This is a genomic window from Streptomyces kunmingensis (assembly GCF_039533535.1).
GTDB lineage: Bacteria > Actinomycetota > Actinomycetes > Streptomycetales > Streptomycetaceae > Streptomyces > Streptomyces kunmingensis.
Map to the genome: position 1 here is coordinate 394,191 of NZ_BAAATS010000028.1, position 21,068 is coordinate 415,258.

The 21,068-nt window shown below is 70.1% G+C and carries 21 protein-coding genes and 1 pseudogene; 7 read left to right on the forward strand and 15 right to left on the reverse strand.

Translation table 11 applies throughout. From position 1 onward, the window contains the following. Positions 1 to 33: 33 nt before the first annotated feature. Positions 34 to 846, reverse strand: a complete 813-nt coding sequence (locus ABD366_RS32785) for an endonuclease/exonuclease/phosphatase family protein (protein WP_324770889.1) — start codon at positions 844 to 846, stop codon at positions 34 to 36. 77 nt (positions 847 to 923) lie between these two features. Between ABD366_RS32785 and ABD366_RS32790 the strand changes: the two are divergent. Together ABD366_RS32790 and ABD366_RS32795 are read left to right on the forward strand one after the other, a co-directional pair. Beyond that, positions 924 to 1,076: pseudogene (locus ABD366_RS32790) on the forward strand (two-component sensor histidine kinase); the annotation flags it as partial. Between the two features lie 187 nt (positions 1,077 to 1,263). After that, complete coding sequence (locus ABD366_RS32795; RefSeq protein WP_324770887.1) at positions 1,264 to 2,502, forward strand: ricin-type beta-trefoil lectin domain protein; 1,239 nt, start codon at positions 1,264 to 1,266, stop codon at positions 2,500 to 2,502. A 325-nt stretch (positions 2,503 to 2,827) separates the two neighbouring features. Here the strand turns inward: ABD366_RS32795 and ABD366_RS32800 are convergent, their stop codons facing one another. After that, a complete protein-coding gene (locus ABD366_RS32800) occupies positions 2,828 to 3,163 on the reverse strand; it encodes a carboxymuconolactone decarboxylase family protein (protein WP_324770886.1) in 336 nt (111 codons plus the stop codon). Positions 3,164 to 3,732: 569 nt separating this feature from the next. On the opposite strand from ABD366_RS32800, the gene ABD366_RS32805 reads away from it, so the two are divergent. Genes ABD366_RS32805 through ABD366_RS32815 form a run of 3 tightly spaced genes read left to right on the forward strand, consistent with a single transcriptional unit; the run spans position 3,733 to position 6,041 of the window. After that, positions 3,733 to 4,719, forward strand: a complete 987-nt coding sequence (locus tag ABD366_RS32805) for an aldo/keto reductase (RefSeq protein WP_324771037.1) — start codon at positions 3,733 to 3,735, stop codon at positions 4,717 to 4,719. Between the two features lie 33 nt (positions 4,720 to 4,752). Next, the gene (locus tag ABD366_RS32810; RefSeq protein ID WP_324770885.1) at positions 4,753 to 5,187 is read left to right on the forward strand and encodes a cupin domain-containing protein; all 435 of its coding nucleotides are present in this window, start codon (positions 4,753 to 4,755) and stop codon (positions 5,185 to 5,187) included. After that, positions 5,184 to 6,041 (forward strand): aldo/keto reductase, encoded by an 858-nt coding sequence (locus ABD366_RS32815; RefSeq protein WP_324770884.1) that lies wholly within the window; start codon positions 5,184 to 5,186, stop codon positions 6,039 to 6,041. Before ABD366_RS32810 ends, ABD366_RS32815 begins: the two co-directional genes overlap by 4 nt. A gap of 94 nt (positions 6,042 to 6,135) precedes the next feature. Here ABD366_RS32815 and ABD366_RS32820 read toward each other — a convergent pair whose 3' ends face one another. From ABD366_RS32820 to ABD366_RS32840, 5 genes are all read right to left on the reverse strand, one after another. Then, positions 6,136 to 7,050: an STM4011 family radical SAM protein gene (locus tag ABD366_RS32820; RefSeq protein WP_324770883.1), complete on the reverse strand. Its 915-nt coding sequence runs from the start codon at positions 7,048 to 7,050 to the stop codon at positions 6,136 to 6,138. A gap of 7 nt (positions 7,051 to 7,057) precedes the next feature. Beyond that, entirely contained in the window at positions 7,058 to 8,440 is a 1,383-nt protein-coding gene (locus tag ABD366_RS32825) for an STM4012 family radical SAM protein (protein ID WP_324770882.1), read from the reverse strand. After that, positions 8,437 to 9,243: an STM4013/SEN3800 family hydrolase gene (locus ABD366_RS32830; RefSeq protein ID WP_324770880.1), complete on the reverse strand. Its 807-nt coding sequence runs from the start codon at positions 9,241 to 9,243 to the stop codon at positions 8,437 to 8,439. Before ABD366_RS32830 ends, ABD366_RS32825 begins: the two co-directional genes overlap by 4 nt. Before the next feature lie 124 nt (positions 9,244 to 9,367). Further along, a complete protein-coding gene (locus ABD366_RS32835; RefSeq protein ID WP_324770879.1) occupies positions 9,368 to 10,612 on the reverse strand; it encodes an STM4014 family protein in 1,245 nt (414 codons plus the stop codon). Further along, complete coding sequence (locus tag ABD366_RS32840) at positions 10,609 to 11,568, reverse strand: STM4015 family protein (protein WP_324770878.1); 960 nt, start codon at positions 11,566 to 11,568, stop codon at positions 10,609 to 10,611. Before ABD366_RS32840 ends, ABD366_RS32835 begins: the two co-directional genes overlap by 4 nt. A gap of 174 nt (positions 11,569 to 11,742) precedes the next feature. Here ABD366_RS32840 and ABD366_RS32845 point away from each other — a divergent pair, with 174 nt between their 5' ends. Further along, positions 11,743 to 12,069 carry a hypothetical protein gene (locus ABD366_RS32845; RefSeq protein ID WP_324770876.1) on the forward strand — a complete coding sequence of 109 codons (327 nt, stop codon included), beginning with the start codon at positions 11,743 to 11,745 and terminating at the stop codon, positions 12,067 to 12,069. A 75-nt stretch (positions 12,070 to 12,144) separates the two neighbouring features. Next, positions 12,145 to 13,287 (forward strand): DUF6745 domain-containing protein, encoded by a 1,143-nt coding sequence (locus ABD366_RS32850; RefSeq protein ID WP_324770875.1) that lies wholly within the window; start codon positions 12,145 to 12,147, stop codon positions 13,285 to 13,287. Positions 13,288 to 13,341: 54 nt separating this feature from the next. Here the strand turns inward: ABD366_RS32850 and ABD366_RS32855 are convergent, their stop codons facing one another. From ABD366_RS32855 to ABD366_RS32890, 8 genes are all read right to left on the reverse strand, one after another. Then, complete coding sequence (locus tag ABD366_RS32855; RefSeq protein ID WP_324770873.1) at positions 13,342 to 14,214, reverse strand: barstar family protein; 873 nt, start codon at positions 14,212 to 14,214, stop codon at positions 13,342 to 13,344. A gap of 350 nt (positions 14,215 to 14,564) precedes the next feature. Continuing rightward, positions 14,565 to 15,677 (reverse strand): pyrroloquinoline quinone biosynthesis protein PqqE, encoded by a 1,113-nt coding sequence (pqqE, locus tag ABD366_RS32860; RefSeq protein ID WP_324770872.1) that lies wholly within the window; start codon positions 15,675 to 15,677, stop codon positions 14,565 to 14,567. Next, positions 15,674 to 15,940 carry a pyrroloquinoline quinone biosynthesis peptide chaperone PqqD gene (gene pqqD, locus ABD366_RS32865; RefSeq protein ID WP_324770871.1) on the reverse strand — a complete coding sequence of 89 codons (267 nt, stop codon included), beginning with the start codon at positions 15,938 to 15,940 and terminating at the stop codon, positions 15,674 to 15,676. The genes pqqE and pqqD overlap by 4 nt, the downstream gene beginning before the upstream one ends. Next, on the reverse strand, positions 15,937 to 16,617 hold the full coding sequence (gene pqqC, locus ABD366_RS32870; protein WP_324771036.1) for a pyrroloquinoline-quinone synthase PqqC: 681 nt from the start codon (positions 16,615 to 16,617) through the stop codon (positions 15,937 to 15,939). Before pqqC ends, pqqD begins: the two co-directional genes overlap by 4 nt. A gap of 77 nt (positions 16,618 to 16,694) precedes the next feature. Then, positions 16,695 to 17,594: a pyrroloquinoline quinone biosynthesis protein PqqB gene (gene pqqB / locus ABD366_RS32875; protein ID WP_324770869.1), complete on the reverse strand. Its 900-nt coding sequence runs from the start codon at positions 17,592 to 17,594 to the stop codon at positions 16,695 to 16,697. A gap of 9 nt (positions 17,595 to 17,603) precedes the next feature. Continuing rightward, entirely contained in the window at positions 17,604 to 17,735 is a 132-nt protein-coding gene (gene pqqA / locus ABD366_RS32880; RefSeq protein ID WP_324770867.1) for a pyrroloquinoline quinone precursor peptide PqqA, read from the reverse strand. 83 nt (positions 17,736 to 17,818) lie between these two features. After that, positions 17,819 to 18,811: a ThuA domain-containing protein gene (locus tag ABD366_RS32885; RefSeq protein ID WP_324770866.1), complete on the reverse strand. Its 993-nt coding sequence runs from the start codon at positions 18,809 to 18,811 to the stop codon at positions 17,819 to 17,821. 91 nt (positions 18,812 to 18,902) lie between these two features. After that, a complete protein-coding gene (locus ABD366_RS32890) occupies positions 18,903 to 21,053 on the reverse strand; it encodes an outer membrane protein assembly factor BamB family protein (protein WP_324770864.1) in 2,151 nt (716 codons plus the stop codon). Between the last annotated feature and the right edge of the window lie 15 nt (positions 21,054 to 21,068).

The following is a 21,068-nucleotide window of genomic DNA, read 5'->3' on the forward strand; positions in this document are numbered from 1 at the left end:
ATGGCACCGCGCTCCGAGTTCGAGAAAACCCGGTCACCAGGTCGACGATGCCACTTCATAGTCGACAGCGAGACCGTAGTGGTCGCTGACGATCTCCGTCCCGACGTCGAACACGCGCCTGCACGACGTCGCCAGCAGTGTCGGCCCTGCGGTTGCGCATCGGACCATGACGTGATCGATGCCGTGGAACGGCCAGTCGGGCTCCTGCCGGTAGGGATTCAACGACGAATACGTCGTCAGCGGTTCGTGAGGGCGGACTGCTTCCCAGGCGTTGCGATAACAGACGCTGAAACCATCGATGACATGCCGACCGGTGAGGAAACGGACGCTGTCGGCATCGGCCTCGGCGTCCAGGTCACCTGCAATGACGACGTGACCGGGTGACTCCTTCACCAACTCCTCCAACTTGCGAGCCACCGCTGCTGCTTGAAGGCAGCGCTCAAGTTCATGGTCGAGCTGATAATCGGGAAAGTGATGTGCCACCCAGATCCGGCCGAGTGGGTGAGGCGCCAGAATCTCGGTGATGAGACACGTGCAGGCGAAATCCCCCGTTCGATCGGTCAGGTTGAGGTCGACCTCGACAACGCGTCCGAAAGGCCAGCGGGAGGCAGTCGTGATCCCTTGGCCTTGGGGTGCGCCCGGTCGGCCCGATTCTCGCTCCTGCCCGTCGGCGATATGGAACTGCTCACCGAGCATCCTCAGCGCTTGATGCGTGCCGGGCGCATGGACCGTTTCCTGCAACGTCAAGATGTCCGGCGCGAGCTGCTCGACGCAATCACGGAACCTGGCCTCGCGCTCCCTCCAGTCGCCCCGGGTTCCCCAAGTGTTGAGTGTCAGGATTCGCATCCACCTATGATGCCCTCCGGCCCAGCACAAGTGACCGCGAGGCAATCACCAAGACCACCGACGGGCTGCTGTTGCGGGCCGGCCCCGACACCGTCGACCTGACAGCCCTCGCCTCCCGGCTGACCGAGCAATACCCCCTCAACGAACGTCCGTTGACGCTCACCTGCGACAGCACCGCCCCCGCACACGCACGCGGAAACCCCGACGAATACGAACGGCTGCTGCGCAACCCAACGACAACGCCGGCGACCTGGCCCACCGTCACCGAGGCACCCGACCCCCTCACCCCGGCCGACATCTGGTCCGTACCAGCGTCTTGACTCCCCCTTACTTCACTCCTTAAATCAACAGGCGAACGCTTTCACCTCCACCTCGGTCGGCCCCTTTCGTGCCCGACCGCCCAGGAAGGACTGAGACGTGACCTCCCATCGCCTGCTTCGCAGATGTCTGCTCGCCGCTCTGTCCGCCACGCTGGTCGCCTCCGCCGCGACGGGCGTGGCTCGCGCGGAACCATCGGATGTCGCCGCCGCCGCGGTGACGTTCTCCGACACCTTCGACGGCGCTGCGGGTAGCGCGGTCAACTCGTCGAGGTGGACGCTGGAGACCGGTGACAACGTCAACAATCATGAGCGCCAGTACTACACATCCGGTACCAACAACGCCGCCCTGGACGGCCAGGGCCACCTGGTGATCACGGCAAAGAAGGAGAACCCGGCCAACTACCAGTGCTGGTACGGCACATGCCAGTACACCTCGGCCCGGCTGAACACCTCGGGGAAGTTCAGCGCCCAGTACGGGCACGTCGAGGCGCGGATGAAGATCCCGCGTGGCCAGGGCATGTGGCCGGCCTTCTGGATGCTCGGCACGGACATCGGGTCGGTCGGCTGGCCCAACTCGGGTGAGATCGACGTGATGGAGAACGTCGGCTTCGAGCCCTCCACGGTCCACGGCACCCTCCACGGCCCCGGATACTCCGGGTCGGCCGGTGTAGGCGCCGGCTACTCGCTGCCCGGCGGTCAGGCCTTCGCGGACGCGTTCCACACCTTCGCAGTCGACTGGGCGCCCAACTCGATCAAGTGGTCGGTCGACGGCGTCGTCTACCAGACACGCACACCCGCCGACGTGAGTGGCAAGACCTGGGCCTTCAACAAGCCGTTCTTCCTGATCCTCAACCTGGCGGTCGGCGGCTACTGGCCGGGCGACCCCAACAGTTCCACGGCCTTCCCCGCCCAACTGGTGGTGGACTCGGTGACGGTGACCACGGGCGACGCGCCCACCGGCGGCGCGATCAGGGGCCTCGCGGGCAAGTGTGTCGACGTCGCCGCGGCGAACTCCGCCAACGGCACCCCCGTACAGCTCTACGACTGCAACGGCACCTCGGCCCAGAACTGGACCGTCGGCTCCGACGGCACGATCCGCGCGCTCGGCAAATGCCTGGACGTGACCGGCGGAGGCACCGCGGACGGCACCACGGTCCAGCTCTACGACTGCAACGGGACGGCCGCGCAGAAATGGGCGGTCAGCTCAGCGAACGACATCGTCAACCCACAGGCCAACAAGTGCCTGGACGTGACCGGCAACAGTTCGGCCAACGGCACTCGGCTTCAGATCTGGACCTGCTCGGGCGGCGCCAACCAGAAATGGACCGTGGGCTGACCCGCGCCCGGTGACGCTCCGCCACCGCTTGCCAAGATCTGCGCCAGAGGCGCAACACGTCCGTGGCTACGCGGATCGCGATCCACACCTGGTGGGGTCCCCGCGGTGCGATCGGCCGATCGCAGACGCCGCATCGATGCACGGCGATGACTCCCCACCGCCGTGCATCGAGGTGCGCCGGTAGGGGGAGATCTCCGCGGCGTGCCGGACCGCGGAGGTCAAGCCTGCATCCATGTACAGCCCGATCAGCCCGATCAGCCCGATCAGCCCGATCAGCCCGACGCCGACCATCCGCCCGACGCGGCGACCGCGCCTGAGGGCATGCTCAGTCCTGCTCCTCGACGATGCGCTTCAGCACGCTCGTCGCTCCCATGCCGTTGGGCCAGCCGGAGTAGAACGCCAGGTGCAGCAGGGCCTCCCGCAGCTCCTCGTCGGTGACGCCGTTCTGGCGGGCATAGCCGAGGTGGAACTGCAGCTGGTCCATCTTCCCGAGCGCGGTCAGCGCGGAGATGGTGACGAGGCTGCGGTCGCGCTTGGACAGGCCCTCGCGCTCCCAGACCTCGTCGAAGAGGACCCGGTCGGTGTAATGGACCATCCCCGGAGCGAAGTCGCCGAACGCGTTCTTCCCGCCGGTCCATCCGGTGCCTGTGTTCTCAGCCATGATCTCTCCCTGCCTGCGTCGACGTCCGTCGGCCGCTCTCCGAAGGTGCGATGTCAATGACACCGCCGCACCTGCAGGGCGAGGGAGTCCCTGGTGAAGGACGTACTGGCAGGGCATCCCTCACCGGCGCTCAGCGCCTTAGCGTGGGACACATGGACGCCAGGAACGAAGCACGGGAATTCCGCGTGTCCCGTCGAGCGAACCTCACTCCCGAGCGGGCCGCACCACCGGTCTCCGGGCACCGGAGCATGGCGGGCCTGCGCCGCGGCGAGGTGGCGATGCTCGCGGACATGAGCCGGGAGTGCTGCGCCAAGATCGAGCGCGGCCACCTGGCCGGCGTCTCCGATGCCGTGCTGGAGTCGGTGGCCCGGCCGCTGCGGCTGGACGACGCCGAGCGCGAGCACCTCTTCGACGTCGCCCGGGCTGTCAATGGCGCGGCCCGGCCCGTGCGCAGGCGCAGGCCGAAGAAGCGGGTGCCCAGGGACCGCCTGACTCGTGCGCTGGACACCATCGACCACGGGCCGACGTCCACCACGCGGCCACCCGATCACGATCCAAGAGGGATGACCATGCACACCAGAACACTCGGACAAGGCCTGGAGGTCTCCGCGATCGGGCTCGGCGCGATGGGCATGTCCCAGAGCTACGGGCCCAACCCCGGCAGCCGCGACGACATGATCGCGGTACTGCGCTCCGCGGTCGACGAGAAAGTGACCTTCTTCGACACCGCCGAGGTCTACGGACCCTACGTGAACGAGGAGCTGGTCGGCGAGGCGCTGGAGCCGGTCCGCGACCAGGTCGTGATCGCCACCAAGTTCGGATGGGACATCCAGAACGGCCGGAGCGTCGGCCTCAACAGCCGTCCCGCGCAGATCCGCCGCGTCGCGGAGGAGTCCCTGAAGCGGCTCCGTACCGACGCGATCGACCTGTTCTACCAGCACCGCGTCGACCCCGATGTACCGATCGAGGACGTCGCCGGGACGGTCGGCGAGCTGATCGCCGAGGGGAAAGTCAGGCACTTCGGGCTCTCCGAGGCTTCGGCCGCCACGATCCGCGCCGCACACGCCGTCCACCCGGTGACCGCGGTCCAGAGCGAGTACTCACTCTGGACCCGGGATCCCGAGGCCGAGGTGCTGCCCACGCTCGCCGAGCTCGGCATCGGGTTCGTGCCGTTCAGCCCCCTCGGCAAGGGCTTCCTCACCGGCACCGTCGACACATCCACGACCTTCGCCGACGGAGACATCCGCCGCCGGGTCCCGCGCTTCGAAGAGGAGAACAGGGCCGCGAACCAGGCTCTCGTCGACCACGTCCGGCAGCTCGCCGGCGTGAAGGGTGCGACGCCGGGTCAGATCGCCCTGGCCTGGCTGCTCGCGCAGCAGCCGTGGATCGTGCCCATCCCCGGCACCCGCCGCACGGCCCGAATCCAGGAGAACAACGCCGCCACGGCCCTCGCGCTGTCCGCGGACGAGGTCGCCGACCTCGACAGCCTGGCCCAGCGGGTCGGCGTCAGCGGCGACCGCTACAACGCCGAGCACATGGCCTATGTCAACCGCTAGGGCGGACGCTCGGAAACAGAAGGAAAGAACGAAATGACTGTCAACGGATTTGACCAGATCTTCCCGCTCGGGGAGAAGAACGACGCCTTCGCACAGTACTTCATCGGCCAGAGCTACCTGGCACCGCTCGCCTCGGGGAGCGTCCCCGTCAGCAATGTCTCCTTCGAGCCGGGCTGCCGCAACAACTGGCACATCCACCACGGCACGGGCGGTGGCGGAGACCAGATCCTGCTGTGCACGGCGGGCAGCGGCTGGTACCAGGCCGAAGGCGCGGACCCCGTCAGCATGGAGCCGGGAACGGTGATCCGTGTTCCGGCGGGCACGAAGCACTGGCACGGCGCGAAGGCCGACTCGTGGTTCTCCCACGTCGCCCTCATCACCCCGGGCGAAGACGTCAGCAACGAATGGCTCGAGCCCGTCACCGACGAGGCGTACGGCGAGCTGCCGAGGAACGGAGCGAACGCATGACCATCCTGGACGAGACCTACACCCTCTCCAACAGCGTCGAGATCCCCAAGCTGGGGCTCGGCACCTGGTTCATCGACGACGTTAAGGCGGCTGCCGCGGTCCGCGCAGCCGTGGAGATCGGCTACCGCAACATCGACACCGCGCAGGCCTACGGCAATGAGCGCGGCGTCGGCGAAGGCGTGCGCACCGCCGGCGTGCCCCGCGACGAGCTGTTCGTCTCGACCAAACTCGCAGCGGAGATCAAGGACTACGACCAGGCGGCCGACGCGATCGACAGGTCACTGGAGAAACTCGGGATCGAGTACATCGACCTGATGCTCATCCACAGTCCGCAGCCCTGGGACGATTTCCGCGGCGGCGACTACGCCAAGGGCAACCGCGAAGCATGGCGCGCGCTCGAAGAGGCGCATCAGGCCGGCACGATCCGCTCCATCGGGGTGTCCAACTTCCAGCAGCAGGACCTGGAGAACATCCTGCAGGGCGCGACCGTCGTGCCGCACGTGAACCAGTTGCTCGTCCACGCCGGCAACACTCCCTCAGAACTCCTGGCCTACTGCGAGGGCAAGCAGATCCTCGTCGAGGCATACTCGCCGATCGCGCACGGAGCCATCCTGCAGAACGCCGAGGTCCAGGCGATGGCAGAGAAGTACGGTGTGTCCGTCCCGCAGCTGTGCATCCGATACACCCTGCAGCTGGGCACGGTGTCGCTGCCCAAGACGGCGAACCCCGAGCACATGCGCTCCAATGCCGCGGTCGACTTCGAGATCTCCGGCGCTGACATGGACGCCCTGCGCAACCTGCGCGACGTGGACTACGGCGAACACAGCGCGTTCCCCGTCTACAGCGGCAAGTGACGCCGGACGAGCGCCGCCCATGAGTCACACCACGGCGGGGATGAGGTGGGGCAGTGTGCTTCGAACCCGGTGACGCGGACCGTGCCGACGGAGATCATCGACAGCGCGCGGAGAGCGGCGGCACGGGACGCGGCACTTCGGGGAACGGCGTCCTGACCACTTGAACCGGCGCCGCCGGTATCCGCTCAAGAACCCCGCCCGCGAAGACGTCGTAGAGCGGCAGCGTCTCCAGATGGACGTAGCCGATGTGACAGTCGCAGACCGCCAGAGGGCATGCCCGGGGCGCGAGCGCCGCGCGCCAGGAACCGTCGTACAGGTTGCCCAGCTCGGCCGGGACGAAGTGACAGCGGCGCACCGTGCCCTCGCCGTCCACCGAGACGACCGAGGAACCGGTCCGGCAGGGCAGTCCGGCCGAGCGGTGCGGGTGCCTGCTGTACGGGAAGAGGGGGTCGACGGCCGTCCAGGCCGCGGCCTCCTCGTCCGTGTACGTGCGGCCCTCCGCCGCGTTCACCCACAGGTACACCTCGGACGGCAGCGCCTTGCGCAGTGCGCGGGCCTGCGCCAGATGCTCCGGGAAGCCGACCACGCCGACGCTGAACCGCACACCCTGCCGCGCCAACTCCCGCGTCTTGCCGAGGAACCGCTCGTAGGGCGTCTGTCCCGGGTGGAACGTGCACCACAGGGCCAGCGTGTCCAGGTCGGCGTCGGCGAGCCACTCGGTGCGGCAGCTCAGATTGGTCTGGATGGCGACGCGTGCGACGTGCTCGTGGTGCGAGAGCTCGACCATCGCTCTGCGATACCAGGAGCGCACCAGCCCTTCGCCCCACGGCGTGAACAGGACGGACAACCGGTCCTCGTGCTGCCCGGCCGCCCAGCCGGTGAACCGTTCCAGAGCCGCGCGGTCCGCCCGCAACTGCGCCGTGGAGTCGCGGCGCTTGGCGAACGGGCAGTACGGACAGTCGTAGTCGCACGAGGACAGCGGCCCCCGGTACAGGAGTGTCAGATCCATCGGCCGTTCACCTCGGTTCGTAGGCGGCCATCGCGGCGCGCACCTCGGGGGAGAACAGCTCAGGACCGAGCGCGTCCGAGTGCGCCAGCCCCTCCGGCGTCAGCCGCAGCCGCGCCCCGTCGTCGTACGGCTCCAGCCAGCCGCGCGCGGCGAACACGGCGAGTTCGGCCGGGAAGTCGTCGAACGGGCCCGCGTCGAACCGCATCCGGTAGTCGTTCAGCGGCATGCCCTCGGCCTGCAGCAGCGACTGCAGCAGATGACGGCGGCGCGCCTCTCGCCCGTCGACGCGGCGCCCGTGCCGCGCCCGCGCGAACTCCTCGGACGGGGTGGCCGTGTAGTCGTCGATGATCGCGCGGATCTCCCGCATGTCGACGGCGTACTCGAAGGAGTAGTGCAGCGACGAGGTGTACGAGCGGGCGCCGCAGCCCAGGCCGATCATGCCGTCGGTCTGGCAGGCGTAGTCGTCCGGGCCTTGCACGGGGGCGTCCGCGCGCCGGAACATACGCATCGACACCTGCTCGTAGCCGTGCTCCATTAGGTGGTCGCGGCCTTGGCGGTACAGGCGAAGGCGCTGTTCGTCCCAGGCCTCGTCGGTGAGAGGGGCGGCGCTGCGGCCCAGGCCGGTCAGCGGCCGGACGTAGAGCGGGTAGAGGTACAGCTCCTCGGGACGCCAGGCGAGCGCCGCGTCGAGGGAGGTGCGCCAGCTCGCCGGGGTCTGGCCGTCGATGCCGTAGATCAGGTCGATGTTCAGGACCGGGATGTCCGTGTCCCGGATGCGGGTGAGTGCCGCCTCCACGTCCGCGCGGCGCTGCGGCCGGACAGCGGCGCGGGCCTCCGCGTCGACGAAACTCTGCACGCCGATGCTGAGGCGGGTCGTGCCGCGCTCGGCGAGGACCGCGAGCCGGTCCGCGGTGGCCGTCGCGGGGGAGGTCTCCACGGACAGTGGCACCGCCCTGAGGTCCGCGCCCGTCCGGAGCTCCGCGATGTCGCAGAGTCGTGCCAGCTCGTCCGCGTCGAGGAAGGTGGGGGTGCCGCCGCCGAACGCCGCGTTGGCGAACCGCACGTCCGGACCGTCGCCGAGCGCCTCGCGCACCGCCACGGCCTGGCGCTCCAGGGCGTCCAGATAGCGACCCGTCAGTTCGTCCGGGGCGCCGATGCGCGTGAACAGATTGCAGAAGCCGCAGCGGACCTCGCAGAACGGTATGTGGAGATAGAGGGAGAGTGCGCCCTTGGGCTCGTCGCGCCACAGGTCGCGCAGCGCGGGACGCTCGGGCAGCGGCCGGTAGGCGGTCTTGTGCGGGTACGCGTAGACGTAACTCTGGTACGGGCGTGAGGTGTTGACGGGGCCGGGCCCGATGTGTCCGGCCGCTTCGGCGGTGGTGGCGGTCATGCGGTCGGCTCCAGGAAGAAGTGGGCGTAGGGCACGGTCCAGACCGCTTCGTGGCCGAGGCGGTGGCCGGTGTAGCCGTCGTCCCCGTAGGTCGTGCCGTGGTCGGAGCAGACGATGGCGAAGCAGCGGCGGCGCGCGCTCATCGCCGCGAACAGCCGCCCCACGTGCCGGTCGATGTACTCCAGAGCGGCGGCATGGGTCTCGCGGGTGTCGCCCGACGCGCGCGCGCCGCCCGGCAGGTGGAACCAGTTGGGCTGGTGCAGAGCCGCCGCGTTCACGAACAGGAACAGCTTTCGCTCGTGCGGGAGTTCGGCGACGACCCGCTCCGCGCGCGCGACCTGCATTTCGAACGACGTGGGTGAGGCGACCCCGAACTCGGGCTCCCAGTGACTCTCCTGGAACAGGCCCGGCAGGACGTTCCCCAGGGCGCCCTGTCGGTTGAAGAAGCCGACGCCGCCGACGCACACGGTCCGGTAGCCGGCGGCGGCCAGACCCGACACCAGGTCCGGGGTGTCGAAGACATAGGTGCGGCCCGCCGTGGTCTCACTGCCCGCGAACCGCGCCGCGAACAGCCGCGGGTGCGGGCCGGGCGTCGCGGGGGTCGGCAGGAAACCGGCGAACATCGCTTGGTGGGAGGCGTACGTGAAGCTGCCCGGCGCATGCCGCTTCTCCCAGGCGCCGCCCGGCAGATGACGTGCCAGATGGGGGATGCGGCCCGCCGCGGCCAGCTCGACCGCCACGTCGTGGCGCAGCGTGTCGAGGGTGAGCAGCAGGAGGTCGTCGCGGCCCACGACCTCGTTCATGTCGGGATCGGCCGTCGCGCCGCTCGTGTCGGTCGCAGCAGTCGGTGCAGTCGGTGCAGTCGGTGCAGTCGGTGCAGTCGGTGCGGCCGGTGCGGCCGGTGCGGTCGGCGGTGGCGAGGTGGTGTCAGGTACGGGCATCGGGGGTCCTTGCGAGCGGGTGTGCGGCGGCGGGAGCCCACCGGTGCGGAGCGCCGAAAACGGCCGGGGCCCGCGCGGGGTGCTCCGTGTCGGGGAAATGACGGAGCACGGCGGCGACCTGGGCCGCGTAGGTGTCCTCTCCCTCGGCGCCGCTGCCGGGCAGCCCGGTCAGGCGCGGCAGCAGATCGCCGAAGGCGTTGACCTCGCCGACGGTGAAGCGCCGCCAGCCCACGGAGGGCAGCAGGTCGACGCCGACGCAGAGGGTGCGGGGGAAGCAAGCGGCGGCGCGTTCGCACAGGTCGAGGGCGTGCGCCCAGGACGCGCCCGCGGCGTGCCGGGCGGCGGCCCACTCGCCGCGCAGCCCGCCGAGATGGAGGTTCGTGAGAGGGGTCCGGCTGGTGCGCACGACGGCGTGCGTGGCGCGGCCGGCGACCACGACGACGCGCAGGTCGGCCGCGCGTCCGTGCAGCGACGCCTTCGGCAGCCAGCGTTCGATGTGCAGCCCGTCCGGGGCCAGCGCGTCCACGATCGCCGCGATGACGCACTCGCGCGTGTAGCGCCGTACCCGCAGGGAGTTGTGCAGTGCGCCGTCCGCCAGTTCCACGGATGTGGTGGCGCGGATCCGGCCGGGTCCGGCCGTCTCCACGGCGAGTACGCCGGAGGCCGAGGAGCCGTGGGCCGGTTTGACGAACACCCGGGGCATCCTGTGCTCCGCCATCAGCGCCCGCACGTCGTCCCAGCCGCGCACCTCGGCGGCGCCGCCGGACGTGGGGGAGGCCGGGACGGCCACCCCCGCGTCGGCGAGGACACGATGGCAGCTGCGCTTGTCGAAGAGCACGGCGACGTCGTCGGGATCGTCGAGCCGGACTCCACCGTCGAGCGAACGCACGGCGGCCAGGAACCGCCGGTACCACCGGGCGCCGCCTTCGACGCGCGTCGGATCGGACACACCCCGCAGAATGCGCTCGACCTCCTTGTCCTCGCCCGCCGAGTCGATCCGCACGATCTCGTCGTCGGCGAACGAGGCCCCGCCGTCGCGCAGTACGTCGCGCCACGCGACCACGCGCGGCGCCGGCAGTCCGGCGTCCCGTACGGCGGCCGTGAACAGGTCCACCCGGCGGTTCCCGGGGTTGCCGACGACCGCGAGACGCAACGGGGCGGGGTGGGGTGCGGACACGGCCGCCGTGTCCCGCGCGCCGTCCGGCCCCGCCGGTGTGGGCCGCCCGGTCATTCGCCGACCGAGACGTACCGCCACACGGTGTCCCCGTCCTGGTCCTCGTCCGCGTCGTCGGCGTCGAGGTCGACCTCGACGCCCGCGGGCACCAGGGAGTCCAGGAAACGCTGACGCAGCCCGTCACTCAGGTAGTTGTGACGCAGGTCGAGCTTGCTCAGGTGCGTGAGCGGCTGGCCGGCGAGGAGCGCGGTGGCGCCGTCGTCGGTGAGGACGCCCATCGACAGGTCGAGCGTGTCGAGCCGGGCCACCACCGGGGCGGCGGCCACGGCCGCCGCGATCTCGTCCTGGATCTCGCTGTTGCACAGGGCCAGGTGCTTCAGCGACGGCAGCCGACTGCCCGTCAGGAGGGGCTCGACGTCGGCGACGGTGGAGTCACCGCCATAGTCCGAGGTGCCCAGCCACAGGGCAAGACGGGTCAGGGCGGGCAGGTCGCTCGCCGCGATGCCGCGCACCACCTCGGCGGGCAGACCGCCCGTCTCCACGGTCAGGGAGCGCAACCGCTCGTGGCGCACCGCGGGGAACGCCAGGCTGGTGCCGCCGCGCACCGCGAACTCCGTCAGCTCCGGGAACCCGTTCAGCAGCGGGGTCACGTCGCCCTGCGTGATCCAGGAGATCTCGCACTCCTCGAAGACCATGTCGCCCAGGAACAGCGCGCGCAACGCCGTCAGCCGGTCCCGCGCCTCGAGGAGCGCAGCGACGATCTCCTCCGGCCCGTTCTCGTACGGGTCGCTCCACGAGCCGACCACGATCGCCTTGACGCGGCCGAGGTCCACCGCCTTGGCGAACCGGGCGAACGCCTCCGGCCACGCCTCCTCGCTGTCGTACGACTCGACGGAGATCCGCCACGCGACGGAGTCTGCGGCGGGCAGCGTCGCCGCCTGCTTCGCGTCCGCCGCCGGAAAGTCGAAGGTGGGCAGGCCGTACAGCTCCTGCAAGTGGTTCCCGATGGCCATGTCCGCCCCGTTCCCGATCTGTTCGCGCCGTCCGCGATCTCCGCTGGAACTGAAGTTGTACCAACCGGCACTGACAACGGCCGCCCCGGGGGCGCCCGGCCGCCGTTGTCAGACCCTGCGCCTACCGTCGGCAACGACGCGGTCGCACTCGGCGGACCGCGGGACGGGAGAACCATGTACCGGCAGGGAGACGTGCTGATAGTGCCGCTCGCGGAGGGTGCGGTGCCCCCGCACGTCGCGGACGCCCCGGACGAGCCGCGGGACGCCCGCGGGCGCCTGGTGCTCGCGCTGGGCGAGGTCACGGGCCACGCCCACGCGGTCGTCGGCCCCGGCCGGCTGGTGCGTGAGCCGGGCCCGTTCGGGCCGCTGCTCCTCCAACTGCCCGACGGCGGACGGGTGGTGCACGAGGAGCACGCGGCGATACCGCTGCCCAAGGGCTGGTTCCGAGTGATCCGGCAGCGCGAGTACGTGCCGGGTTCGGTGCGGATCGTGGCGGACTGAGCGGTCGGGACGCGGCGGGGCGGGACAAGTACAGGTACAGGACGACGAGTGAGCGCGGACGGGGAGATGCGGGGGATGAGCGACACGATGAGGGCACAGCAGATGACGTCAACGGCGGGGACGGGCGCACCGGTCGGGGCGGGGGCGCAGGAGGATTCGGGGAACGCCGCGGCGGACCTGGCGCACTGGCGGGCGGTCGCCGCCGCCACCGGACCCGCCGACCGGGAAGCGGCCGAGGCCGGTGTGCGGCGCGCCTATCGCCGGGTGGGGCTTGCCGAGCCCACGCGCATCCTGTGGGCGGACTCGCCACGCGCTGCCGTGGTGCTGCTCGTGCAGCTGGCCGAGGCGGGAGAACAGGGCGCATGTGTAAGGGATTTGGTGCGTAACGGGCCTTGGGCACAGGCCCGTGAGCGGTTGCACACGCGGCTCGGCCCCGGCGGCTGGGGCGCGCACTGGAGCGCCACGGGAGGCCGCCTGTGGGACACCACGCAGATGCTGGTCGACCGCATCAGAACGGGCATCGTGGAGGAACTGGCCGCGCCGTCCCGCACGGTCGCGGGCGCCCGGGACCGGAGGAGCGAGACGGCGATCCGGCTGATGCTCCTGGACGCGGTGCTCGGCCAGCACGAGGCCGCTTGGCTGAGCGCTTTCGGTTCGTCCGGCGCGGGGCCGGACTCCCGCCTCGACGGGTTGGCGCAGGTCGCCCGGTCGGCCGGCTGGTGGTGGCCGTACGAGCGGGTGGCCGTGGTCTGCGAGCGGCCCACGGAGCTGCACCGCGACGAGGCCGGCCGCCTCGACAGCGCCACCGGACCCGCCCTGGCCTTCCCCGACGGATTCGCGCTGCACGCCTGGCGCGGCATGCCGGTGCCCGCCGACTTCCTGGCCGGGCTCGCCGGGCTGACCCCGCAGCGCATCCGCGACGAGGCGAACGCGGAACTGCGCCGTGTGATGCTGGAGCACTTCGGCTACGACCGCTATCTGACGGAGTCCGGCGCGGAGCCCGTGCACCGGGACGCCACCGGTGTCCTGTGGCGGGTCCAGCTCCCCGGCGACGAGGACGTGGTGATGGTCGAGGTCGTCAACTCCACCCCGGAGCCCGACGGCACCCACCGCACCTACTGGCTGCGCGTGCCGCCGCGCACCAGAACCGCGCGCGAGGGCGTCGCCTGGACGTTCGGGCTACAAGCCGACGCGTACGAGCCGCAGCGCGAGACGTGAGCGGCGGGCGGAAGAGGGGAGGGTCGAACCTTCTGGTGCCACTGGCGAGCCGCGCTACCTGTCAGTCCATTCGTCACTGTTCCACAGGACGGGCATGGCTCCGACGGGTTCGAACCGGATGTCCGGGTCGTTGCTGTGGACCAGGGCGAAGAAGCGGTGGTGTCGTACCGAGGCCCTGCGGGCCTGGGCGGCGATGATCTCCAACACGATGTGGGCCGTTCTGGGCCACGCGGCGGCGAAGCGTTCGTAATCCGTGAAGGCCAACACGAGTCCGGCGCCTTGGAGGGTGTCGTCGTAGCCGCCGTAGCAGGCGACGTCGCCGAGGCAGTCGTTGAGGGCGTCCAGGTTGCGGCCGTAGTAGTCGGGGAAATGGAGCGCGGCGGCGATCGCACGGTGCATCTCCTGTTCCGTGGTCCACTGGCCTGCCGCGAGGTGCACGACGCGGAAACCGAGTCCTTCAAGCTCTGTCACGGCCTGTGTGAGGAGTCGTCGGCGCCAGAAGAGAGTGACGAACGTGTCGTGCATGTACTCGATGCCGGGGAACCGGTGGGTTGCGGTGGTTGACGCCGCATCGTGCGCCACGTCGCCTCTATAGGCGTCGAGGAGACGGAAGAACTCGTCGACGGGAGTTGAGCCGTCGGGGGTGCTGTGCTCGATGGTGGCTGCCCAACCGAGCGCGCTGCTGCCGTCGAGGCGTGTCGCGAGCCATTGGCTGAAGGCTCCGCCGGGCCAGAAGTCGCAGGGCTCTTCGATGGAGTGCGCGCCGAGGGCTACCTGGTAGCCGATCAGCATGGACTGCAGATGATGCAGCGACCCTCCGAGCAGCCAAACACCGGGCCGCAGGCGGATCTGGTCAAGGAAGTCGTACACATCTGAGCAGTCCTGCCAGTGCTTGGCAGTGATGTCTCGGCTGTCTCCGGTCGGCATGAAGTGACTCTACGGTGCGAACGGGTGCCGTCGTCTTCGAAGGGGTGGGTTCTTTGCGATCAAGTGCGCGCCTGGCAGGCAGGGTTGATGCGGTTTCTTCCAGGGCCGCGATCTCCTCGTCGGAGGCGCCGGGTCTCAGGGCCGCGTACGACGGCGGGGCGTACTCGGCCAGCCATGCCACGATCTGGCCCCACACCCGGGTGACTCGTGCAGCTGCCGGTGTGTCAGTAGTCATGAGCGTCACGCTGGCATTGCACCCCGACCCATCACACAGCGGGGCCCGCACGGTGGTGAGTGGCTAGGTCCGTCCTGGCCTTGCATCATGACCGCACTCCGCAACGGAAGGAGGATCAGAGCTGGTGGGAACGAGCGGTATGTGTCTGTCGGGCTGCGCCAGGACGGCGTGGGACGATCGCGGGTGGGTCGCTGACGTGGGTGAGCGCCACGAGGGCGGTGTGGTCGGGGGAGAGGGAGCAGGCGGGGTCGGTGCGGGCGGCATCGCCGGTGAGTGCGAAGGCCTGGCAGCGGCAGCCGCCGAAGTCTTCGGTCTTGCGGTCGCAGGTGCGGCACGGCGTAGGCATCCACTCTGTGCCGCGGTAGCGGGTGAAGGCGGGGGAGTCCTCCCAGATCCATCTCAGGGAGTGGTCCCGCACGTTCGGCGCGTCGAGGTCGGGGATGGATGCCGCGGCGGGGCAGGGCAGTACCGTGCCGTCGGGTGTGACGGTGAGGGAAACCGCTCCCCAGCCGCCCATGCACGGCTTGGGCGTTCCGGTGAAGTAGTCGGGTTCCACCCAGGTGATGTCCAGTGCGGTGTCGGCTCGCTCGTGCCAGTGCGCGATTGTCGTGCGGGCGCGGGCGAGTTGGCCGCGGGTGGGCATGAGGGCGGTCCGGTTGAGCAGGCCCCAGCCGTAGAACTGGGTGTTCGCGAGTTCGATCCGGTCGGCTTCCCAGGCCACGGCGAGTCGCAGGAGGTCGTCGAGTGCGTCGAGGTTGTGCCGGTGCAGGACCACGTTGATGCCGAGCGGCAGGCCGCGTTCCCTGACCAGGCGGGCGGCTGCGCGCTTGGCCTCGAAGGAGCGGCGGCCGCCGATCTCGTCGGACGTGACGGGGTCGGCGTGTTGGACGGAGAGCTGCACGCTGTGCAGGCCGGCGTCGACCAGTGCGTCGAGCCGCTTCGCCGTCAGGCCGACGCCGCTGGTCACCAACTGCGTGTACAGGCCTACGCGGACGGCAGCCTGGGTGATGTCCTCCAGGTCCCGGCGGAGCAGGGGCTCGCCGCCGGACAGGTGGGTGTGCAGCACGCCGAGCTCTGCCGCCTGGGCGAAGACAGCGGCCCACTGCTCGTCCGCCAGCTCGTGGGAGCGGCGGGTCAGCTCGAGCGGGTTGGAGCAGTAGCCGCAGTGCAGAGGGCAGGAGTGGGTGAGCTCGGACAGCAGCGCCCACGGCGGTGCAGGGGTGTTCATCGCAGGCAGCCTTCCGTGCGCAGCCGTTCCAGGAACGAGGCGATCTCACGTTGTGCGCGCCCCGCGCCGGCCTCGGCAGTGAACGTTTCGGCGATCTCCGCCACGGTCCGCCGGCCGTCGCAGCGCTCCAGCACGGCGCGGCCCGTGCCGTGCAGCACGATGACGCGCTCGGGCAGCAGCAGGACGTCGACCCGCCGCGTGGGGTCGTGGCGCAGCACCGCGGCCGAGTGCACTCGCGGGCGCCAGGGCCCGGAGCCGTTCATCGGACGTCCTCCGGCCCGGTCCCGGCCCCTTGCACGCTGTCGAGCAGGCTCCACAGCACCTCGCACTTGAAGGAGACGGCGTCCAGGGCTTGTTGCTGCTGTTCACGTGTGGTGGCCCACTGTGTGACCCAGGACAGTGCCTCACTGCCGTCCCTGCGCCCCTGAGGGACACGGCTTTGGAAGTAGGCCAGACCGTCCGCCTCGATCCATGGGTAGTGGACGGGGAAAGTGTCGAGCCGGGTCAGCATGATGGAGGGCGCGCACAGTTCCGTCAGGGACGAGGCGACCGCCTCGAGGGCGCTCTTGTTGCGGCAGAAGTTGACATAGCCGTCCACGGCCAGGCGCACCCCGGGCAACAGGTGCCGGTGCGAGGTGAGTTCCTCGCGGGAGAGGCCGACGGCGTCGCCGAGGCGCAGCCAGCGTTCGAGTCCGCCTTCGCCGTCCGTGGTTCCGTCGTGGTCCTGGATGCGCCGGATCCAGGAGCGCCGGTGGGCGGGCGAGGGCAGCTTGCTGAGAATCAGTGCGTCCTTGACGGGGATGCCGCACTGGTAGTAAAAGCGGTTGGCGACCCAGGTGCGCAGTTCGGCAGGGCCCAGTTCACCGCGGTGCATGCGCTGGTTGAACGGGTGCCGGTCGTGGTACCGCGCCGCGACCAGGCTGCGCAGGCGCAGCTCCAGTCCGGCCGCGTCCCAGGGCTGAGCATCCGGCCCGCGATCGCTCGACGGAAGGCCGGTAGCGCGTAGGGCGGTCGTGGTCACAGCGTCACCACCATTCTTTCCTCGGCTACGCGCAGACCGAGAGCCGCGAGCCGGTCGTGTGCGCGGGCCTGCGGATCGCCCAGCGCGTTGGTGTTGTTGAGGTGGGTGTACAGGATCTGTGCGTGGGTGTGGCGAAGGCGGGGTGCCGTGCCTCCGGGTCCTTCGATGGGCAGGTGTCCCATCTCGGAGGCTGTGCGCTGTGAGATGCCGGTGCGCCGGGGCTCGTCCTCGTCGAGGAACGTGCCGTCGAGCAGGACGCAGTCGGATCCGGCGACCGCGTCGTCGAGGCGGTCGCTCCAGGCGGCGATCGCCGGAGCGTACAGGGCGCTCGTGCCCGTTGCGGGGTCGCGCACCTTCAGTGCGGAACTCCAGGCCGGGTGGGATGCCTCGTCGGCCGCGTAGCGCGGTCGTTTGTCCGACAGTGGCACGGTGCTCACCTCCAGGCCCGCGATCTCGGCCGGTCGGCCGACACCGGCCGCAGGGAGGTCGTGCCAGGCCAGTGTGGTGTAGGGGGAGAGGATGCCGGTGAGGGGCAGTCGTGCGGTGAGTGCCTTGTATACGGGTTCGGTGCACCAGATGTCGATGCGGGCGGCCTCGCGCAGCCGCAACAGGCCCAGGGTGTGGTCGAGTTCGGCGTCGGTGAGTACGACGCGGACCACGGGGGTGCGGCCGTGACCGGCGGCCGGCCGCAGGCTGGGATGGCTTTCCAGTTGCTCGGCGACGTCGGGGGAGGCGTTGGCGAGGAACCAGGTGTCGGGCCGGGGGCCGTGGAAGGCGAGGGAGTCGTGCAGGCGTCGGCGCGAGGGGTGCCGGCGTGCCCCGGCGCAACCGGGGCACGCACAGTTCCACTGGGGGAGGCCGCCGCCCGCTGCGGTTCCGAGGACGCGCAGCAGCACGGCGGGCGCCTACTTCTTGGTCAGGGCGTAGGCGGTGATCTCCATCGCCGTGTCGACGACGGTGAAGTCCGGTGCCTGCCAGCCGGTGGGCTCGGCGGGCTGTGCCTGGGTCTCGGGTGTGGGGAGGGTCTGCTCCTGCATGGTGACTGCCTTTCTGTGGAGTGAATGCCGGTTGTCCCGGCCGGTGCCGGGCGGCTTCGGGGTGTGCGCGCCGTGGTCGGGGGCTACTTGCAGAAGGGCGCCTTGCCCATGGCGGACTCGATGCCGCCCAGGAGGAGCTTCTGGAATTCGGCGGCGCCGGGGAAGGAGCCGTCGGTGGTGAAGTCCTTGGCGTCGTGGCCGAGGGTGGTGAGCCAGGCGCGGCCGCCGTCGTAGTACTGGCACCAGGCGACGGGATGGTTGTTGCCGTGGCCGGGGTGGTTGTAGTTGCCGGTCACGCCTTTGGCCAGGGTGGACTCGTCGACCTTTGCCAGGACGCGCACCTTGGTGGGGGCGGGCACGAGGTTGTACCACTCGTCGGAGATGGACCAGGTGGGTGGCAGCTTCTTGGTGGAGGTGTCCTTGCGGTTGACCGTGTGTACGGTGCCGGGCTGGTTGGCGCCGTGGTCGTAGAAGTTCGCGTTGCCCAGCAGGCCCTCGTACCAGGGCCAGTTGTACTCGGTGCCGAAGGCGTTGTGGACGCCGACGAAGCCGCCGCCGCCGCGGATGTACTGGCGCAGTGAGGTCTGGGCGGCGTCGTCGAGGGCGTCGCGGCTCGTGGAGTAGAAGATGACCGCGTTGTATTTGAACAGGGTTGCCGGTGAGGCGAGTTGGCCGGCGTCCTCGGTGTAGTCGACCTGGAAGCCGTTGTCGGATCCCATTTTGAGCAGGCCCTTTTGGACGGTGTTGGCGTCGGTCAGGGGCGGGTTCATGCCGGGCGTCAGGGCGGGGCCGAGGTTGGCGTGGCGCGGTCCCGCGGTGCGGGTGTAGAGCAGCACCTTGTAGCCCTTGGACGTGTCGAAGTTGCCCCAGCCGTGGTAGCAGCGTGCGTCGGTGCCCCGGCACACGCCGTAGTCCGGGTCGCCGAGTTCCTCGGCGCCCTGGCCGATGCGGCCCTGGGCGACACTGAGGGTGCCGGTGGCGAGCAGGGCGATGGTGATGCCGAGTGTGCCGGCGGCGCCGCTCAGGGCTGCGGTCAGGGGGCGGATGCGGCGTCTTTGGCCAACAGGTGTCGTCATGTCGGTGTCCTCGCGAAGCGTGGTGGCGGGGTGAGGTGCTGCCGGGGTCCGTGCCTGCCGGAGGCGGCCCTCGGGGCGGGGGAGGGGCCCGTCACGTGACGACGATCTTGCCGGTGCTCTGCGGGGCGACCGGGTCGTTGTAGAAGTACTCGCCCGGGGTGTTGAAGGTGTAGGTGAAGGATCGGCCCGGCATGAGCAGCCCGGTGTCGAACTCGGCCTCGAAGAACGAGACGGCGCCGTGCGCGGACTTGTTGTCGGCCGGGTTGGTGAAGGTGACCGTGGTGCCCTTGGCGATGTTCAGGTGCTGGGGTGCCATGGCGTTCTGGGACACGAGGCTCTCAGTGGTGCCCGGAGCGTTCTTGGTGCTGTCCCAGGTCCGGCCCAGGGTGATGGTGTTGTTCGCGGTGTCGCCGCTGACGGCGGCGGCGCGGATCTGGTTGCGCCGGGAGGGCGGGGTCGGCGCGGCGGCGGGCTTGACCTTGCCGCCGAGTTTGAAGGCCCAGAGGTGGTCGCCCTTGGGGATGTCCGGGTAGGGCAGTCCGTTGCCGCCGGCGAGGACGGCGAGGTACTGCTCGCCGTCGATCTCGTAGGTGAGCGGGCTGGTGTTGACGCCGGCACCGCACTGCCACGTCCACAGTTCACTGCCGTCGCGGTCGTCGAGCGCGGTGAGTACGCCGTCGGGCCGGCCCTGGAAGAGGAGGCCGCCGGCGGTGCTGAGGATGCCGTTGCCGTGGGCGAGGGACCAGTCGCCCTCCTGGCGCCAGGCGACGGTGTTGGTACGGGGGTCGACGGCGGCGAGGCCTCCGGCGAAGTACTCGCCCAGCGGGCGGGCGGTGTTGACGCGGCCCCCGTGGGTGTTGGAGTACGCGGAGTTGATCAGTCCGTAGCCGACGTAGACCAGACCGGTGCGGTGGCTGAAGGAGGGGAAGGACCAGTCGGCGCCGCCGCCCGCGCCGGGGAAGATGATCGTGGCGCGGTCCCAGTGCGCCTCGAACAGACCACCGGTGGGATAGAAGGGGACGGGCCGGGTGGCCTTGTCCAGGCGGGGTTCGGTGTCGACGAAGGGCTCGCCGCCGGGGAACGGCTGGGTGGGGGAGGTCTTCTGCGCGGCGTGCTGGGGGACCGGGCGCTCCTCCATGCCGTGGATCGGCTTCCCGTCGGCCCGGTCCAGGATGTAGTACATGCCGGTCTTGCTGCCGTAGACCACGACGCGCTTCTTCTTGCCCTTGATCAGCACGTCGGCCAGGACGGGGGACATGACCCCGTCGTAGTCCCAGATGTCGTGGTGCACGGACTGGAAGTGCCAGCGCCGCTTGCCGGTCTTGGCGTCCATGGCGACCAGGCAGTTGGCGAAGAGGTTGTCGCCGCCGCGGGTGGAGCCGTCGGTGCGAGGGTAGGGGTTGCCGAACGTCCAGTAGACCAGGCCCAGTTCGGGGTCGACGGCCGGGTGGATCCAGCACACCGCGCCGCCGGTCTTCCAGGAGTCGCCCTCCCAGGTGTCGTGGCCGAACTGGCCCGGCCCGGGAGTGCCCCAGAAGGTCCAGGCGACTTCACCGGTGGAGGCCTTGAGGGCGTAGGCGCGGCCGCGGGCGCCGGCGGTGCTGCCCTGGGTACCGATGTAGAGCAGGCCGTCCCAGTAGACGGCGGCGCCGGCCAGGCCGCCCTTGCTGCCGCCGCACTGGCCGCCGGCGGGGTCGCAGTCCGGGTCGCCCTGGTCCTCGACGAGCAGTTCGCGGGTCCAGGCGACGGCGCCGGTCTTCTGGTCGAGGGCGACGACGCTGTTGTCGCCGGTGATGGTGAAGGCCAGGCCGTGGCCGAGCGCCAGGCCGCGCATGTTGGCCGTGTCGGAGCCGACCTTGGTCTTCCATTTGATGCTGCCGGTGCGTCCGTCGACGGCGAAGACGTTCTGCTGGGTGGTGGCGAGGTAGAGGATGCCGTCCTGGGCGATGACGGCGCATTGCTGGTGGGAGGAGGTGGAGCCGCCTTCCAGGTTGATGTGCCAGGCGCCGCCCAGCTTGCGCACGTTGTCGCTGTGGATGCGCTTGAGGGAGGAGTAGTTCTGGTTGCCGAGGTTGCCGCCGGCCTTGGGGAAGTCGCGCCCGGTGGCGGCGTGCGCCTGGGCGGGCACGGGGCGGGCAAGTGTGCCGGAGGCGGAAGCGGCCTGGGCGGGGCCCGCGTTGAGCACGGCGACGGTGCCGGCGGTGGAGGCCGCGGTGGTGGTGAGGAAGCTGCGTCTGTCCATGGTCCCTCTTTCGAG

Excerpts from the sequence above, each read along its gene's own strand:
- ABD366_RS32785 (WP_324770889.1), bottom strand. The coding sequence starts at position 846 with ATGCGAATCCTGACACTCAACACTTGGGGAACCCGGGGCGACTGGAGG.
- ABD366_RS32800 (WP_324770886.1), bottom strand. The coding sequence starts at position 3,163 with ATGGCTGAGAACACAGGCACCGGATGGACCGGCGGGAAGAACGCGTTC.
- ABD366_RS32805 (WP_324771037.1), top strand. The coding sequence starts at position 3,733 with ATGCACACCAGAACACTCGGACAAGGCCTGGAGGTCTCCGCGATCGGG.
- ABD366_RS32810 (WP_324770885.1), top strand. The coding sequence starts at position 4,753 with ATGACTGTCAACGGATTTGACCAGATCTTCCCGCTCGGGGAGAAGAAC.
- ABD366_RS32815 (WP_324770884.1), top strand. The coding sequence starts at position 5,184 with ATGACCATCCTGGACGAGACCTACACCCTCTCCAACAGCGTCGAGATC.
- ABD366_RS32820 (WP_324770883.1), bottom strand. The coding sequence starts at position 7,050 with ATGGATCTGACACTCCTGTACCGGGGGCCGCTGTCCTCGTGCGACTAC.
- ABD366_RS32825 (WP_324770882.1), bottom strand. The coding sequence starts at position 8,440 with ATGACCGCCACCACCGCCGAAGCGGCCGGACACATCGGGCCCGGCCCC.
- ABD366_RS32830 (WP_324770880.1), bottom strand. The coding sequence starts at position 9,243 with ATGAACGAGGTCGTGGGCCGCGACGACCTCCTGCTGCTCACCCTCGAC.
- ABD366_RS32835 (WP_324770879.1), bottom strand. The coding sequence starts at position 10,612 with ATGACCGGGCGGCCCACACCGGCGGGGCCGGACGGCGCGCGGGACACG.
- ABD366_RS32840 (WP_324770878.1), bottom strand. The coding sequence starts at position 11,568 with ATGGCCATCGGGAACCACTTGCAGGAGCTGTACGGCCTGCCCACCTTC.
- ABD366_RS32845 (WP_324770876.1), top strand. The coding sequence starts at position 11,743 with ATGTACCGGCAGGGAGACGTGCTGATAGTGCCGCTCGCGGAGGGTGCG.
- ABD366_RS32850 (WP_324770875.1), top strand. The coding sequence starts at position 12,145 with ATGAGCGACACGATGAGGGCACAGCAGATGACGTCAACGGCGGGGACG.
- ABD366_RS32855 (WP_324770873.1), bottom strand. The coding sequence starts at position 14,214 with ATGCCGACCGGAGACAGCCGAGACATCACTGCCAAGCACTGGCAGGAC.
- pqqE (WP_324770872.1), bottom strand. The coding sequence starts at position 15,677 with ATGAACACCCCTGCACCGCCGTGGGCGCTGCTGTCCGAGCTCACCCAC.
- pqqD (WP_324770871.1), bottom strand. The coding sequence starts at position 15,940 with ATGAACGGCTCCGGGCCCTGGCGCCCGCGAGTGCACTCGGCCGCGGTG.
- pqqA (WP_324770867.1), bottom strand. The coding sequence starts at position 17,735 with ATGCAGGAGCAGACCCTCCCCACACCCGAGACCCAGGCACAGCCCGCC.
- ABD366_RS32885 (WP_324770866.1), bottom strand. The coding sequence starts at position 18,811 with ATGACGACACCTGTTGGCCAAAGACGCCGCATCCGCCCCCTGACCGCA.
- ABD366_RS32890 (WP_324770864.1), bottom strand. The coding sequence starts at position 21,053 with ATGGACAGACGCAGCTTCCTCACCACCACCGCGGCCTCCACCGCCGGC.